Source organism: Lentzea alba, from assembly GCF_011067745.1.
Lineage (GTDB): Bacteria > Actinomycetota > Actinomycetes > Mycobacteriales > Pseudonocardiaceae > Lentzea > Lentzea alba.
Window position 1 is genome coordinate 193,063 of record NZ_JAAMPJ010000016.1, and the last position, 14,570, is coordinate 207,632.

Sequence of the window (14,570 nt, forward strand, 5' to 3'; positions counted from 1 at the left end):
CACGTCAGCGCGCGTCCGCCGCCGTTTTGAGACCGAAGGCGATCAGTGCGGACGCGGAGAGGCGGTCCAGCAAAGTCCGTTGCCGCAGCAGGAAAGCACGCGCCCGGCCGGCGGCCGTGATCACGATCGGGAACCACAACAGGCCGATGCCGAGGTGGATGGCCACGAGCACGCCGCCCCACGCGGGCTGTCCGACGGGCAGGAACTGCGGCAGCAGCGACAGGTAGAAGACACCCGGCTTCGGGTTGAGCAGGTTCGTCAGCAGTCCTACCCGGACGGCCGCGCGCACCGACGGCACCGGCGCGGGTTCGTCAGCCTCGGCGGGATGCCGGTGCCTCGAGAAAAACGACTGCCACAACGCCTTGGCGCCCAAGTAGATCAGGTAGCCGGCGCCGAGCCAGCGGACGATGTCGTAGGCCAGTTCGGACGCCTGCAGCAGCGCGGTGAGGCCGACGAGTCCGGCGGTCGCCCACACGAGGCAGCCCAGGGTGCTCCCCACCACGACGCCCATCGCGGCGCGGCGGCCGACCAGCAGCGCGGTCCTGAGCACCAGCAACGTTTCCAGGCCCGGCGTGATGACGGTCAGCAGCGCGACGAACGTGAAGCTCAGGAGCGCGGTGGTCGACATGTCGTCATGAGAACACGGAAGTGCCGTTCTGCCAGAAGAGTTAACCGGCCCGACACGAAGAGCACCGCGACTAGCGGTACCAGGCGCGGACGCCCATTCGCCCGGTGCTGCCCAGGTCGACGTGGAAGTCGTCGCCCGGCGGCATCGGCACCAGCGGCTGCCAGGTGCCGCCCGGCACGGCCGCGATGTCGACGTGGCGGCCGACCAGCGGCGGGTCGATCGACGTGTTCGTGTTCTTCCACATGAACGCGCTCTTCGCGCGCTCTCCCGGTTGCAGGGTGATCGGCTGCGGCGGGGTGTCGAAGCCCTCGACCGACGCGATGCCGCCGGACCCGTCGAGGATCTGCACGTCCAGCTGCTGCCACTGCTCGTCGAGCAGCTTGACCTGCGGGTATCCGTTCAGCTCAAGCGGTTGCGCGCCGCAGTTGACCACTTCGATCCCTCGGATGCGCAGGCCCATCGCCGAGTCGCCGCCGACCTCGGTGAACCGCAGCCCGGTGTCGCACGACGGCGGCGTGGACGAAGGCACGGACGAAGGCGTGGTCGTCACCGTGATCGGCCGCGCGACCTCCGGTTCCCAATCCGGCAGAATCTCCGGACTCGTACATCCGGCCAGGCTCAAGAGCGCGGCCACCAGTCCAAGAATCCTGCCCCCAGGTCTCATGCGACCGATCATGTCACAGGGGAGGGATTTCCCTCTCTGGTCCCGGTCGAGCCCCGCTGCCAGCCTTCAGCCATCGGGATCTTCGCCTGGAGAGGGGCAAATCATGAGGATCAGTCGCCCGGCCGCCGCGGCGCTCGCGCTGCTGGCACCGCTCGCGTTCACGACCACCGCCACCGCCGAAGAGTCCACTGTGGACGCTGTCGCGCGACCGGCGTTCGAGATGCCGTTCCCGTGCGGCCAGATCTGGCGCGCCGGCACGCGCTCCAACCACAAACCGTTGTACGCCATCGACTTCAACATGGGCAGCGGGGACTCCGACAAGGACAAACCGGTGATCGCCAGCGCCGGCGGCACCGTCGACGTGCGCTACGCGGCCTCGGGCTACGTCGTGATCAACCACGGCGGCGGCTGGACCACCTACTACGCCCACCTCGGCTCGGTCGCGGTGAAGGACGTCCAGAAGGTCGCGCGCGGCGCGCGAGTCGGCACGGTCGGCAAGAGCGGCGGTCAGACCTACACCCACCTGCACTACGAACAGCGCCTCAACGACAACGACGTCAAGGCGATCCTGCACGGCAAGGCCGTGACGTACTACGGCGACATCTCGACGAAGAGCTACAACTGCTGAGCAGCCTCGGTGAGTCGGTGTCATCCGACACCGACTCACCATTTGTCCACGATGGACAGTTCACGCAACACGCAGTTGTCGCTATTCTTCAATCTTCTTCACGGCCAGAGGCATGCTCTTCTTGGTGACTTTCCAGTCACCGTCAACAGCAGCGTCAAGGGCTTTCTCGTCAAGTTTCCATCCCATCGCCGCAGCAAGAACATGAGCCGCGAGTCTCGGGGGGATGGCATTGCCGATCTGTTGGGAGCGATCCTTCCCTGCCCACGGGTAGTCGCGAGGGAACGTCTGCAGACGTCCTGCCTCCTGCTCGGTAAACCGGTCAAGCTCGAGCTCGTGCTCATCGAACGTGACCAAGCGGTTGCGCGACACCTTCCCGGTGACGGTGGCAGACGGCTCGTCGGACGTGCGCCTACCGCGCAGCTTGGGGTCCCCTCCGGTGCCGTAGTTGGAAATCACCATGTACGGCGATTCCCGCTTGACTGCGCTGCCCATAGTTTCCCACGGCAACAGCTGAGCATCCCCTTCTGAGGAAGGAACACCCTTGCGGTAGCGTCGATGCGTCGGCATGGGAAGGCTTGGCTTGCAGTCACGCCGCGCAATCAGAATCGCCCGGCGTCGCGTCTGCGGCACCCCGAACATCTCGGTGTGCAAGATGCCGCAATCGGCTTTGTACCCAACGCCTTCCAGCGCTTCACGCACTGCATTCCACACGGGAAGCACCGCAGGGACTTGCTCGAGGATGATCGCCTCGTAGGGACGGCCTTCGTGGACGGCCTCCAGCGCCCACCGCAGCGGCTCCAGCACGAGTCCGGTGCGTTCGTCGTCCAGGTCGGCCAAGCTCTCCTTGACGTTCTCACCGGCCGCCATGCGCTTCACGTATCGAAGCACTTGGTCCAGCGCACGGCGACCGGCGCCGCCACCTGCCACGGTGTAGGTCTGACAAGGTGGGCCACCTGCCAGGACCGTGGCTTTCTCAAAGTCCGCAGGCTTGTGGTGCCGCACATCGGCGTGCCAGGTGGCCAGCCCGGCCTCGGCTCGGGTGGCACACGCGTTCGCGTCCCATTCGATCCCATCCACCGCCATGCCCAACCAGTGTGCGGCGACGTCCAGCCCACCGGGCCCGGCGAAGAGATCCACCATGTGGATCTTCCCAGGCTCATGGGACACAGACTGTTCAGGGATCATGGAGCGGGAGTTTATCCGGTGTTGCGCCGCAGCCAGGTGAGGGCGGGTCAGTGTTCTTCCAACACCCCGCGAATCGCCTGCCCAAGTACGTGCGCCACCGGCGGAGGCAGAGCGTTGCCGATCTGACGGCATTGCTTGGTCTTGCCGCCCGCGAACCGCCAGTCCTTCGGGAATCCTTGGATGAGCGCGGTCTGGCCTACAGTGAGCTTGATCATGCTCTCGGTTCCGGCGTTCGGATCCCACCGGAAACCGGCTCCGGGCGGAACGTCCGCGATGGAGCCTCCGTTCACACCCATCGCAGCCCACAAACGTTTCGATCCGCGTGGTCCGAGGTCAGGCCCTCCCCTGTCCTCCGAACCACCCACCAGAGTGGGGGCGAGTCGATCCGCCTGCCCAGCCCATTCTGCAGCTTGCTCCCATCCCCGAGACGCCATGGACTCGAACAGCGCGCTGCCGACCGTGGGCTGAGAGTCCTGTATCGGCGGCACCTCGAAAGAGTCCGCACACTTGTTCTTGAACGCAACGAGAACGCCCATTTTTCGATCCTGGGGCACCCCGTAGTCAGCGGCGTTGATCACCAGCCAACGGAATCCATAACCTAGGTGCTCGAGCTCTGCTTCGACGTCCGTCCTCGCATCCTGGTACATGTCCTTCGTGACGAGCTCCGGAACGTTTTCGATCAGCAACGCCCGAGGCTGCACACCGTGCATGAGCAGGACGGTGTCTCGCAGTACCGCCAGCTCCGTGGCGCTGCCGCGAGACCGCTTGCGGTCAGCCGAGGCCTGCACCCTGGGCAGGCCCGCGGACAGCAGGTCGACGTCGTAAGCGCGCTGGTCCTCAGCCGGGTCGAAGCCGGCGAGTTCCATCTCACGGACGTCCCAACTCGGACGGTTCATCCGCAAGGTCTCGACCGCGTAGTCCTTGTTGTCGATGAGCAGGACCGGGTCGAACCCCGCGCTCTCAAGTCCGAGCGCCTGCCCCCCGGCACCGGCGCACAGCTCCAACGACCTGAGGCGAGCCCGCCCTCGATCATCTTCCGAAGTTATGTCCGACACTGCCGTCATGTGGATGTTCCGCCCCTTTGAATCCTGTTGTTGCGAATGCCGGTGGTCAGTCGTCGTCATCCGCGTCCTTCTTCGAGCGCACCCTGAGTGGAGCCTCGGCAAGAAGCTTCTCGAACATGGGCACCAGGACGTCCACAGCACGCTTGTCCACCGCCCCGTCGTCCGGGCCGTCCGGCAACCTGTCCCAGGGAACCTCGGCCGCGTGAGCGGACTCGGCGATCCAGTCGAGGCGCGCATCGTGGTCAACGGGCGAGTCAGGCGCGATGACGTCGAACACCAGCGTGCTGCCTGCGGCGTTGACCGCCTTGGACAAGCCGTTGACGTGGTCGGAAGCGTTGGGCACGCCTTCGTTGGCCAACCGCTCCACGATGCGAACCATCGCCGCCGCGGTTGGGCGGTGGTCGATGATCTCCAATCGCATGATGCTGTTCACGGCGTCCTGGTACGCCCAAAATGGTTCCACCGGGCGGTAGTCGGAGCCGTCACGGAACAGCTCGGCCGACCACCACAACCGTGCGAACGCTTGCAAGTCGTGACGACCGCTGAACCGTGACGTTTTCGCGATCCCGCTCTTCGAGCCCCGGTGTCGCCACACCACGTAGTCAGGGGCGACGAGCATCGCGAGATAGTTCCAGAGCCGGCTGTCGGCCGCCTCCGCACGAGTCATGCGCAACGTCGCGTGAAGTCGTGGTGCAAGCCAGACATCGGCTTTGGACCTCCGCCCCTCGAACCGGTCCATCGCCTCGTCCACCAGCACGCGCACGGGTCCCACGTGCCACCTGGGCTGGTCCTCAAACTCGGCGTCAACCGCTCTGCGCAGCGCCGACGGCACAAAGAAGTCCTTGCCGGCCTGCACCGCATGGCTGAGATGCTTGGTCACGGCCGTGTCGGGGAGAAGTCCGAGCACAGCTGGGAAGTCCACTGCAGGCAACTCACTCATCAGGGTTCGCTCCTCTCCTCGCGGTCGACGGTGCGCACCGCGCCGGTCAACTTCTTCGCGATCTGGCTGCGTTTGCCCGCTGCGAACTGGATGTTCGTCTGCAGCTCCGCCCATCCGGCACCGCTGGTCCGACATTCGTTGATCTCGCGCAACGCGTCGGTCAGCTGTCTGCCTGGCAAGACATCGGGCAACATCATCTTCAGGACGGGCTCCTGCCAGCCGGTCGGCATGATCGGCGTCCCGTCGTCGTCCTGGTCGAGGTTGCTCACCGCCGTGTGGAACATGGCGATCCAGGCATCTTGGGCGATTTGGCTCGTCGTTGTGTCCCGCAGCACCTTTTCCGCCGCGGAACCGCTGGTGCCGTTGAGGACCTCGACAAGCCCCTCCACCCCGGACGTGTTCAGGTAGACGATCGGGATCTCCGGATCTTCGACCGTCGCAACCACCCACGCGGAGTCCTTGAACCCACGCAGCCACTCCTCAGATGCCTCACGGAAGTCGGCCTCCACGATCTTGATCTCGCGTTGGCGACGCGGCGTCGACTCCTTCAGGTCGAGGTACCAGGGAGCTTCCGACTTGCCGATGGCGCGACCCGGCACTCCGTTGACCTCGCCGACGACAGCGAGAGAGAGGACCGCCCTGCGGAGGTGTCGGCCTCGCACCAGTTCGATCTTCCCTTGCCAAGTGCCGTCGCGTCCCTTGGCGAGCCGTGCGGTGGATCGCACGTTCGTGCTGTTCTCGGAGAGCACGGCCAAACACACGACGTCGGACCACGGTCCGTCGGCGATCTCTTGATCCGGCAGAACGGCCTTTAGGTGCAACGTGGCCAAGTCCCAGTCACCGCGCCCGGTTTGGTGCAGCGCCACGGTCTTCTCGGTTCGGGAGATCTGCGAGTACGGCAGATCCCTGCCGTCCACGGAAACAGAGACGATCTCGAGTTCGACCGTGTCAGGAATCCTCGGGTAGCTGAGGAAGGGCCTCACAGCGCACCTCCGCGCGACTTCTGGATGTCGATGATCAACCCGGCAAGATTGCCGTGAACCGGATGCGAGGACGGATCCGTGATGCCGGAGAACGAGGCCAACCGCACACCGGCTTCGATCACCAAGTTTCCGTCCTCTTCACGGCAGTTGTCCCTGGGCACGATCTCCTTCCACGCGACCACGGGCCGCCCCCCAGACCGCACGTCGAACTTCGCGATCGGGGTCAGCCGCCAGGTGCTGTCCGATTCCGGGAGTTTGAGATCAACCCAGACGTTCCACGCTCCGGTGTCATCGAGGTCACCTCGGGTGATTTCCACCAGCGGAACGTTCCGCCTGCTACGGGAGCCGGCAGGTCCGAACACATCCAGTTTCAGCAGTTCCCGCAACGCCGCAGGCCCTTCGCCTCGCACAGTCGTGCGGCGCCCTACGAGCTGACGGACCGCTTTGTCGATCTCGACACGAAACTCCCGGAGTCGGCTCAGGGCACCACGGGCGTAGACCGACGTGAGCTCCTCGGTGTGCTTCCAGTCGTTGTGCTCGGGGGGCTCCGAGGCGCGGAGGAACTCCTCGGCGAGTTCGACGTCGGCACCGGTCTGCTCGGTGGCGTACCCGGCCAGCAACACCGCGTGGAATCGAGTTGCGCCAAGCGGCAGCTCACGTGGTCGCTTGCTCATCACCGTCATGCGATTTCCCCGCATGTACACGACCTGGTTGACCGGATCGTCATCTTCGCCAGCGGGAGTGACAAGAAGAACAGCGCGATGATGCCCGCCGCCCTGCTTCCGTTTGTCCGACTTGCGCGGCGGAACGACGAGCGTCACATCGGCCCGCGCAACCTGAGTGCTCGTCGTCAATTCCTCGACCGTGTCCCTGTCGAGGTACGCCTTGAACGCCCGGCTCAACGCCGGGTGGCTGGTATGCGGATCGACCCGCTTCTCGTCGACAACGACACGACCGTTCCGCATCGCCACGACGCTGGCTTCCAACAACGGACCACCGTCATTGCCGCCGACCATGGCCGCCCAAAACCCCTCGGCCAGCGCGATGACCAGCTTCTCGTGCATGTCTTTCAAAGACTCGGCGGTTCCGGACGCATCATGCGCCCCCACGATGAGAAACGACGTGCCAGGCTCATCAGACAATCGATCCAGATGCAGATCGCGGACAGTCTGCTCGTCCGCCCACCACGATCGGGAGACCTGCTGTCGGTTCGGTTCCGTGTCGGCTTGGCCGAACCAGGCAGGACCCGCGTAGGCCTCATTCCCGACTTTGCGCCAAGGCAGGTCCACCCGACCCACGACGCGCCGTTCGGTACGCCCCTCGTACGACTCGGAAAGCGTCGAATTGATCAGCACGAGGTTGAACCGGCTGGTGGCCCAGAGAGTAACTTTGCCGAGCCCGTACGACCCGCCCGCCTTCGCACCTGACTCCTTGCGGCTGTCGAGCTGCCTTCGGACCACAGCGGTGTACCGACCGTCGCCGTATTCGTCACCGGTGAGGCCTGCCGCGTTGTAGTCGTCGACGCGGAGCAGGATCAGGCTCTTGTTCTCGTCCAGGTCGCGAAGCGCGGCCTTCAGGCTTCGGGACACCTTCTGCTCCAACAACGCAGCCTCGTCGTAGTGCTCTCGAAGCTCGTCCCAGTGGAGTGCGGCGAGGAACTGGTCGAGGTGTTCGCCGGTCAGCTCTTCCAACGTGTAGCGCACCCGAACGGGTTTCCGCTCGTCGTACCGCTCGTCCAGTGAGTTCTGCGTCGCCTCGCGAGCCAGTGCCGACAGATCGGCGTTGAACGCGAAGGCAGCGGCGTTGCCGTACTCACGACCACCGTCCTTGTACGCGGATCGGTGATGCCACTGAAGCGGCAGATCCGGTGCGACATCGGTCCTGTTGTAGATCGACGCCGAGTCGGTGCCGAGAATGGCGGCAATCCTGCGTTGCGTCTCTGGACGTGGCTCGGCGCGGTCGTTGATCCAAGCCGACACCGCGGCACGGGTCATCTCGAGCTCGTCGGCGAGCTCTGCCTGGTTCATGCCCGCCCGGCGGAGCTGGCGTGCCAACCAGGAGCCGAACTTCTCTCCCTGCTGTGGACTCATCGCAGCAACAGCCTCCAGTCCCGTAGCTCGCTCCGGCTGGGGCGGGCCACGTCACACTATCAGCTGAATTTTGACAGCGCTACGGGAATCAAATTTCGACATACAGGCCGCCTGCTTGTCCCCCGTACGGGTCTCATCGCTGCCATGGCGGGTTGTGCTACTTCGGCCTCCTTCGACCCACGACCGCTTCCTTCACCCGATCAGCGGCAACCTCGACCGACTCGTGCTCCCACACCCGAACGGCCAACCATCCCTCCTGCGCCAAACGTGCGTCGGTGTCGACGTCGCGTCGCCGATTTCCTTCGATCTTGTCCCGCCAGAACTGAGCGTTGTTCTTCGGCCACGTCGCATGCTCAGGACATCCGTGCCAGAAGCAACCGTCGACGAACACCGCGACCTTGGCCGCTGTGAACACAACGTCCGCTTCACGTCGCACTCCGCTTACCGGACGTTGATGCACCCGGTAGCGGAGCCCCGCAGCATGCAGCGCCTTGCGCAGGGCGATCTCCACCTGTGTGTCCTTCGACTTCTGCCTGCTCATACGAACTCGGGTCTGGGGCGTCGTCTCCAGGGAATCCACGGACCCATTCTGTCCGGCCACATCCCCGGTCGGATCGCACAGGCTGTTCGCCGCCTTCCACATGCCGGTCTCCTGAGCAACGCTCGGTCTCAGTGCGACTGCTGCTGTACAGCCCGGCGTGTGGCTACGTCGGGCTGGCTTCTGACTTCGGCGAACCCTTGCACCACATGGTGATGGCCAATGCTCAGGGACGAACAGTTGGCAGGAGACGAGACGCGTCGTGACGCGGGCCGAGCTCTACCAACGGTTGCGCGAGCTGACTGTGTCCCATCAGGTCAAGGTGGAGTACGACGTACGGATCACGGCGCGCGCGGCCAGGACCAACAGCGATAAGCGGGAAACGGGATTCTTCACGCGGTTGCTGATGCCGATCGTGATGAAGACGTTCGGGGCCAAGGCGTTCACGAAGGACCAGCAGTACCGGATCGACTGGGACGCTCAGGTCAGCCGGTAGCCGTGCGCGGGCCGGTTCGCCATGCCGTACCGCGGTTGCACCTCGGCCTTGCCGATCGTGACCAGGTGCTCCAGGTAACGGCGCGCGCTCACCCGGGACATCCCGGCGCGCTCCCCCACCTCCTGTGCGGAGAGGTCGCTGTCGCTGTCGCGCAACGCATCCGTCACGAGCCGCAGCGTCACGGCCGACAACCCCTTGGGCATCACCAGGTTGCGCGGACGGTGGTGCATCAGCTGGTCGACCTCGTCCTGGTCCAGCACCTGCCCGAGCCGCTGCACCTCGATCCGCTGGGCCAGGTACTCCCGCATCCGGTCGATGAACGCCGTCCGCGTGAACGGCTTGACCAGGTAGTTGTCCACGCCCCGGGACATGGCCTGCCGCACGGTCTCCCGTTCGCGCGCGGCGGTGACCGCGATGACGTCGACCGGCGGTCCGCTGCGGGCGCGCAACCGGGCCAGCACCTCGAGCCCGGACATGTCGGGCAGGTGGATGTCCAGCAGCACCAGGTCGGGCCGCAGCGCTTCCACCGCCCGCAACGCCTCGCCGCCGCGGTGGGCCTCGCCGACCACCTCGAACTCGGGCATCGCCTCCAGGAAACCGCGGTGGATCGCGGCCACGGCGAAGTCGTCGTCGACGACCAGCGTCCGCACGCTCATCGGTTCCCCGTTTCCGGCAGCCACACGTCGAACGACGCGCCGCCGAGTTCCGAGTCGGTGATCGCCACCTGGCCGCTGCGCCGGGTGACCACCCTCGACACCAATGCGAGTCCTATCCCCCGGCCGTGCGCTCCCTCAGCGTCCTTCGAACTGACGCCCAGGTCGAAGATACGTCCGCGTTGCGACTCCGCCACCCCCGGTCCGTCGTCGTCCACGACCACGCGCACACCGGTGACCGACGAGCGCACGAGCACGCGCACGATACCCCCGGTCTCCACGGCGTCCACCGCGTTGTCCACCAGGTTGCCGAGCACGGTCAACGCGTCGTCGCCCGCGCGGATGTCCACCGAGCTCTCCGGATCCAGCCGCAGTTCCACGCCGCGTTCGTGCGCGGTGGAGGACTTGGCCAGCAGCAACGCCGCCAGCGCCGGGTCCGCGTTCGCGCCGTCGATGATGTCCGCGGTGAGCGAGCCGGCGCCGCCGACCCGTTCGATGTAGGCGACGGCGTCGGCTTGCCGTTCGAGATCCAGCAGTCCACCGATGACGTGCAGGTGGTTGGAGAACTCGTGGGCCTGCGCGCGTAGCACCTCGGTGACGGTCCGTTGGCCGTCCAACTCGCGCAACGCGTCGTGCAGCTCGGTGCGGTCGCGCAACGTCAGCACCACACCGACCGCACGGTCGTGCGTCTTTGCGGTCATCCGGTTCGCGACCAGCACCCGTTCGCCGGCGAGAACGAGCCGGTCCGCTACGTCGTCCACCGAGCGCGCCAGATCCAGCAGCCCGTCGTCGAGGACTTCCTCGGCGGGCTGTCCCGTGGGGTTGTCGGTGAGGCCGAGCAACCGCATCGCCTCGTCGTTCACCAACGCGAGCCGCTGCCGGTCGTCCACGGCCACCACGCCCTCGCGGATGCCGTGCAGCATCGCGTCCCTGGTCTCCAGCAGCTGCGCGATCTCGGCCGGTTCGAGCCGGAACGTGCGGCGCCGGACGAGCTGCGTGACCAGTGCCGCGCCGAGCACCCCGACCAACGCGGCGGCGGCCAGCCACCCGATCAGTTCGGGCAGGTCCTCGGCGAGGTCGTCGGACAGCTGGCTCTCCAGGATGCCGACCGAGGCCATGCCGATGATCCGTCCGTCCTCGGCCCGCACCGGCACCTTCGCCCGCAGGGACGTGCCGAGCGTGCCGGTCTCGGTGCCGACGAACACGTCACCGGACAGCGGCGTGCTCGGATCGGTCGAGACGCGTTCGCCGATGCGTTTCGGATCGGGGTGGGCGTACCGGACGCCGTTGTGATCGGTGACCACGACGTAGGTGACCTGGGAGGCGTTGCGGATCAGTTCGGCGAGCGGCTGGATGGTCGCGGACGGGTTTGGCGAGTCGAACGCCTGCACCACCGTCGGCAGCCGGGCCACGCTCAACGCGACGGACAGCATCCGGTCCTTGTACGCCTCGCGGATCCGGTCGCTCTGCAACTTGGCCGCGAACAACCCGGCGGCACAGGTCGTCATCAGCACGATGACCACCTGCAACACCAGGAGCGACACGCCCAGTGAGAGAGACCGGCGAAACATGGAGTGCATTCTTGCGCAACGCGTGTGAATCAGGTCACGAACTAAACGACCAATACGTCTTTTACGACCGATGCACACGTTTACGCAGCCGACATACCTACCGTTCCCGCCCAACGTCCGGCAACGAAGCTGAGGAGTGGGCTCGATGGGTGCAGGCTGGAGACGAGCGGTCGCGTTGACCGCCGTCGGACTGGTGCTCGCGGGATGCGGTCAGGCTGCCAAGAGCTCTGGCGGCGGTGACGCCATCGGCAAGCTGGAGATCATGGCGCCGGCCGACCCCGGTGGCGGCTGGGACCAGACGGCGCGGGCGATGTCCGCGGCGGTGTCCGGGGCGAAGCTCGCCGGATCCGTGCAGGTCAGCAACGTCGGCGGGGCAGGTGGCACGGTCGGCCTGCAGAAGCTCGCGAACGAGAAGTCCACGTCGTACCTGATGATCACCGGCCTGGTCATGGTCGGCGCGGTGGAGACGAACGCGTCCACGGCACGGCTGGAGGACACCACGCCGATCGCCCGGCTCACCGCCGAGGACGAGGTGCTCGTGGTGCCCGCCGACTCGCCGTACAAGTCGGTCGACGACCTGCTCGCGGCCATCGCGGAGAAGGGCAAGGGTGTCTCGATCACCGGCGGTTCGGCCGGCGGCACCGACCACATCCTCGCCGGGCTGCTGCTCAAGGCGAAGGACATCGCCCCGGACAAGCTGAACTACGTGCCCTACTCGGGCGGTGGCGAGTCGCTGGCCGCGTTGCTGGGCAAGAAGGTCGACGCCGGCATCTCCGGCATCGGCGAGTACCGCGAGCAGATCAAGGCGGGCAAGCTGCGCGCGCTCGGCACGTCCGGGCCCAACCAGGACCCGACGCTGAAGGTGCCGACCTTCAAGGAGCTCAACCTCGGTGTCGAGCTCACGAACTGGCGCGGCGTCGTGGCGCCGGGCGGGATCACGCCCGAGGCCAAGGACCGGCTGACCAAGCTCGTCACCGACATGCACGCGAGCCCGCAGTGGAAGGAAGAGCTCACCAAGAAGGGCTGGACCGACACGTTCCTCACCGGTAGCGAGTTCTCCACGTTCCTGAACAAGGAGATCGGCCGCATCCGCCCGGCGCTGCAGAACATCGGGCTCGTGAAGTGATCTCGGAAAAAGTCGAGGAGTACGCGTTCGGCGGTCTGGTCGCGGCGATCGGGGTCTTCACCCTGGTCGACGCGACCACGATCGCCGCGCGTGCGGACAACGCGGTCGGACCGCGTGCTTTTCCTTACGCCGTAGGTGCTCTGCTCGTCGCCACGGGCCTGGCGGCGATCATCGCCACCGCCCGCGGCAAGCTCGGCCAGGCCGAGGAGGGTGAGGACGTCGACGCGGACGTCCGCACCGACTGGGTCACCGTGGGCAAGCTCGTGGCCGTGCTGGTCGCACATCTGGTGCTGATCGACATCGCCGGCTGGCCGGTCGCGGCGACCGTGTTGTTCTTCGGCGCGGCGTGGACGCTCGGCGCGGTCTGGTGGCGCGCGCTGCCGATCGCGGTGGTGCTCGCGCTGGTCGTGCAGGTGGTGTTCGCGTCCGGTCTGGGTCTCTCACTGCCCGCCGGGATCTTCGAAGGGGTGCCGTTCCTCGATGGATAGCATCACCGCTCTGCTGGAGGGTTTCGCGACCGCCGCGCAGCCCACCTACCTGCTGTACGCGCTGCTGGGCGTCACGCTCGGCACGGCCGTCGGCGTGCTGCCGGGCATCGGACCGGCCATGACGGTGGCGTTGCTGCTGCCGCTGACCTACACGCTCGACCCGACGGCGGCGCTGATCATCTTCGCGGGCATCTACTACGGCGGCATGTACGGCGGATCGACCACGTCGATCCTGCTCAACACGCCGGGTGAGTCCGCATCGATCGTCACTGCCTTAGAGGGCAACAAAATGGCCCGCGCCGGAAAGGGCGCGGCGGCGTTGGCGACGGCGGCGATCGGGTCGTTCGTGGCGGGCACGATCGCCACGGTGTTGCTGACCCTGTTGGCACCGACCATCGCGGACATCGCGGTGACGCTCGGTCCGGCCGACTACGTGGCACTGATGGTCGTGGCGTTCACGACCGTGGCGGCACTGCTCGGCTCGTCACCGGTGCGCGGGCTGGCGTCCTTGGGTCTCGGGCTGTTCATCGGCCTGATCGGCACGGACACCTTGTCGGGGCAGCAGCGCTTCACCCTCGGGGTGTCGACGCTGGCCGACGGCATCGACGTGGTCGTGGTGGCGGTCGGTGTGTTCGCGGTCGGTGAGGCGCTGTACGTGGCGTCACGGCTGCGGCACGGGCCGATCGAGGTGATCCCGATCGGCGGCAAGTGGATGAACCGCGAGTTCTGGTCGCGCTCCTGGAAACCGTGGCTGCGCGGCACGTTCATCGGGTTCCCGATCGGCACCGTGCCGGCCGGTGGCGCCGATGTGTCGACGTTCCTGTCCTACGCGGCCGAGAAGAAGCTCTCGAAGAAGCCGGAGGAGTTCGGCCACGGCGCGATCGAGGGCGTGGCGGGTCCCGAGGCGGCCAACAACGCTGCCGCGGCGGGCGTTCTGGTGCCGTTGCTGACGCTGGGCCTGCCGACGTCGGCGACGGCCGCGGTGATCGTGGCGGCGTTCCAGAGCTACGGCATCCAGCCGGGACCGTTGCTGTTCACCAACAACTCGGCGATGGTGTGGGCGTTGATCGCGTCGCTGTACATCGGCAACGTGATGCTGCTCGTGCTGAACCTGCCGTTGGTGAAGATGTGGGTGAAGGTGCTGCAGATCCCGCGGCCGTACCTCTACGCGGGGATCCTGCTGTTCGCGGCGCTGGGCACCTACGCGGTGAACTTCGTGGTGGACGACCTGATCGTGCTGCTGATCATCGGTGTGGCCGGGTTCTTCATGCGGCGGCACGGATATCCGGTCGCGCCGCTCGTCGTCGGGCTGATCCTCGGACCGATGGCGGAGGAACAGGTCCGGCGCACGCTGCAGATCAGCGAGGGCTCGTTGAGCGCCCTCGTCACCAGCCCGTTCGCCGCGGTCGCGTACAGCGTGCTCGCGGTGCTGCTGGCGGTGGCGGTCGTGGTTCGAGTGCGCCGGAAGAAGGCGAAGGTCCTGGTGTAACACAACCGCGTCAGCGACGATCTTGGG

At 66.4% G+C, this 14,570-nt stretch carries 15 protein-coding genes; 5 read left to right on the top strand and 10 right to left on the bottom strand.

Features of this window, described 5'->3' with window-relative positions; all coding sequences use genetic code 11:
* Nucleotides 1–4 precede the first annotated feature (4 nt).
* Together G7043_RS42330 and G7043_RS42335 are read right to left on the bottom strand one after the other, a co-directional pair.
* Nucleotides 5–628, bottom strand: coding sequence for a LysE family translocator (locus G7043_RS42330; RefSeq protein ID WP_166054403.1), 624 nt, complete (start codon nt 626–628; stop codon nt 5–7).
* A gap of 70 nt (nt 629–698) precedes the next feature.
* Nucleotides 699–1,262 carry a DUF4232 domain-containing protein gene (locus tag G7043_RS42335; protein WP_166054405.1) on the bottom strand — a complete coding sequence of 188 codons (564 nt, stop codon included), beginning with the start codon at nt 1,260–1,262 and terminating at the stop codon, nt 699–701.
* 133 nt (nt 1,263–1,395) lie between these two features.
* On the opposite strand from G7043_RS42335, the gene G7043_RS42340 reads away from it, so the two are divergent.
* A complete protein-coding gene (locus tag G7043_RS42340) occupies nt 1,396–1,920 on the top strand; it encodes a M23 family metallopeptidase (protein ID WP_166054407.1) in 525 nt (174 codons plus the stop codon).
* 81 nt (nt 1,921–2,001) lie between these two features.
* Here G7043_RS42340 and G7043_RS42345 read toward each other — a convergent pair whose 3' ends face one another.
* From G7043_RS42345 to G7043_RS42370, 6 genes are all read right to left on the bottom strand, one after another.
* The gene (locus tag G7043_RS42345; protein WP_207312451.1) at nt 2,002–3,105 is read right to left on the bottom strand and encodes a DNA cytosine methyltransferase; all 1,104 of its coding nucleotides are present in this window, start codon (nt 3,103–3,105) and stop codon (nt 2,002–2,004) included.
* Nucleotides 3,106–3,152: 47 nt separating this feature from the next.
* Nucleotides 3,153–4,229, bottom strand: coding sequence for a DNA cytosine methyltransferase (locus G7043_RS42350; protein WP_242643284.1), 1,077 nt, complete (start codon nt 4,227–4,229; stop codon nt 3,153–3,155).
* The gene (locus tag G7043_RS42355; protein WP_166054409.1) at nt 4,216–5,109 is read right to left on the bottom strand and encodes a DUF6339 family protein; all 894 of its coding nucleotides are present in this window, start codon (nt 5,107–5,109) and stop codon (nt 4,216–4,218) included. Before G7043_RS42355 ends, G7043_RS42350 begins: the two co-directional genes overlap by 14 nt.
* Nucleotides 5,109–6,092: a hypothetical protein gene (locus G7043_RS42360; RefSeq protein ID WP_166054410.1), complete on the bottom strand. Its 984-nt coding sequence runs from the start codon at nt 6,090–6,092 to the stop codon at nt 5,109–5,111. Before G7043_RS42360 ends, G7043_RS42355 begins: the two co-directional genes overlap by 1 nt.
* The gene (locus tag G7043_RS42365) at nt 6,089–8,182 is read right to left on the bottom strand and encodes a helix-turn-helix transcriptional regulator (protein WP_166054412.1); all 2,094 of its coding nucleotides are present in this window, start codon (nt 8,180–8,182) and stop codon (nt 6,089–6,091) included. Before G7043_RS42365 ends, G7043_RS42360 begins: the two co-directional genes overlap by 4 nt.
* Nucleotides 8,183–8,339: 157 nt before the next feature.
* A complete protein-coding gene (locus G7043_RS42370) occupies nt 8,340–8,825 on the bottom strand; it encodes a very short patch repair endonuclease (RefSeq protein WP_166054415.1) in 486 nt (161 codons plus the stop codon).
* Nucleotides 8,826–8,982: 157 nt separating this feature from the next.
* On the opposite strand from G7043_RS42370, the gene G7043_RS42375 reads away from it, so the two are divergent.
* Nucleotides 8,983–9,216, top strand: a complete 234-nt coding sequence (locus tag G7043_RS42375; protein ID WP_166054417.1) for a hypothetical protein — start codon at nt 8,983–8,985, stop codon at nt 9,214–9,216.
* Here G7043_RS42375 and G7043_RS42380 read toward each other — a convergent pair.
* Complete coding sequence (locus G7043_RS42380; RefSeq protein ID WP_166054419.1) at nt 9,201–9,872, bottom strand: response regulator; 672 nt, start codon at nt 9,870–9,872, stop codon at nt 9,201–9,203. The genes G7043_RS42375 and G7043_RS42380 overlap by 16 nt on opposite strands.
* The gene (locus G7043_RS42385; RefSeq protein WP_242643286.1) at nt 9,869–11,440 is read right to left on the bottom strand and encodes an ATP-binding protein; all 1,572 of its coding nucleotides are present in this window, start codon (nt 11,438–11,440) and stop codon (nt 9,869–9,871) included. The genes G7043_RS42380 and G7043_RS42385 overlap by 4 nt, the downstream gene beginning before the upstream one ends.
* 145 nt (nt 11,441–11,585) lie before the next feature.
* Between G7043_RS42385 and G7043_RS42390 the strand changes: the two genes are divergently transcribed.
* Genes G7043_RS42390 through G7043_RS42400 form a run of 3 tightly spaced genes read left to right on the top strand, consistent with a single transcriptional unit; the run spans nt 11,586 to nt 14,543 of the window.
* Complete coding sequence (locus G7043_RS42390) at nt 11,586–12,566, top strand: Bug family tripartite tricarboxylate transporter substrate binding protein (protein WP_166054423.1); 981 nt, start codon at nt 11,586–11,588, stop codon at nt 12,564–12,566.
* Complete coding sequence (locus G7043_RS42395; protein WP_166054425.1) at nt 12,563–13,054, top strand: tripartite tricarboxylate transporter TctB family protein; 492 nt, start codon at nt 12,563–12,565, stop codon at nt 13,052–13,054. Before G7043_RS42390 ends, G7043_RS42395 begins: the two co-directional genes overlap by 4 nt.
* Nucleotides 13,047–14,543 (top strand): tripartite tricarboxylate transporter permease, encoded by a 1,497-nt coding sequence (locus G7043_RS42400; protein ID WP_166054427.1) that lies wholly within the window; start codon nt 13,047–13,049, stop codon nt 14,541–14,543. Before G7043_RS42395 ends, G7043_RS42400 begins: the two co-directional genes overlap by 8 nt.
* Nucleotides 14,544–14,570 lie beyond the last annotated feature (27 nt).

What these genes read in the sequence shown, in the direction of transcription:
- G7043_RS42400 (WP_166054427.1), top strand. Translation starts at nt 13,047, where the DNA reads ATGGATAGCATCACCGCTCTGCTGGAGGGTTTCGCGACCGCCGCGCAG.
- G7043_RS42385 (WP_242643286.1), bottom strand. Translation starts at nt 11,440, where the DNA reads ATGTTTCGCCGGTCTCTCTCACTGGGCGTGTCGCTCCTGGTGTTGCAG.
- G7043_RS42370 (WP_166054415.1), bottom strand. Translation starts at nt 8,825, where the DNA reads ATGTGGAAGGCGGCGAACAGCCTGTGCGATCCGACCGGGGATGTGGCC.
- G7043_RS42365 (WP_166054412.1), bottom strand. Translation starts at nt 8,182, where the DNA reads ATGAGTCCACAGCAGGGAGAGAAGTTCGGCTCCTGGTTGGCACGCCAG.
- G7043_RS42345 (WP_207312451.1), bottom strand. Translation starts at nt 3,105, where the DNA reads ATGATCCCTGAACAGTCTGTGTCCCATGAGCCTGGGAAGATCCACATG.
- G7043_RS42355 (WP_166054409.1), bottom strand. Translation starts at nt 5,109, where the DNA reads ATGAGTGAGTTGCCTGCAGTGGACTTCCCAGCTGTGCTCGGACTTCTC.
- G7043_RS42330 (WP_166054403.1), bottom strand. Translation starts at nt 628, where the DNA reads ATGTCGACCACCGCGCTCCTGAGCTTCACGTTCGTCGCGCTGCTGACC.
- G7043_RS42390 (WP_166054423.1), top strand. Translation starts at nt 11,586, where the DNA reads ATGGGTGCAGGCTGGAGACGAGCGGTCGCGTTGACCGCCGTCGGACTG.
- G7043_RS42380 (WP_166054419.1), bottom strand. Translation starts at nt 9,872, where the DNA reads ATGAGCGTGCGGACGCTGGTCGTCGACGACGACTTCGCCGTGGCCGCG.
- G7043_RS42350 (WP_242643284.1), bottom strand. Translation starts at nt 4,229, where the DNA reads ATGACGACGACTGACCACCGGCATTCGCAACAACAGGATTCAAAGGGG.
- G7043_RS42340 (WP_166054407.1), top strand. Translation starts at nt 1,396, where the DNA reads ATGAGGATCAGTCGCCCGGCCGCCGCGGCGCTCGCGCTGCTGGCACCG.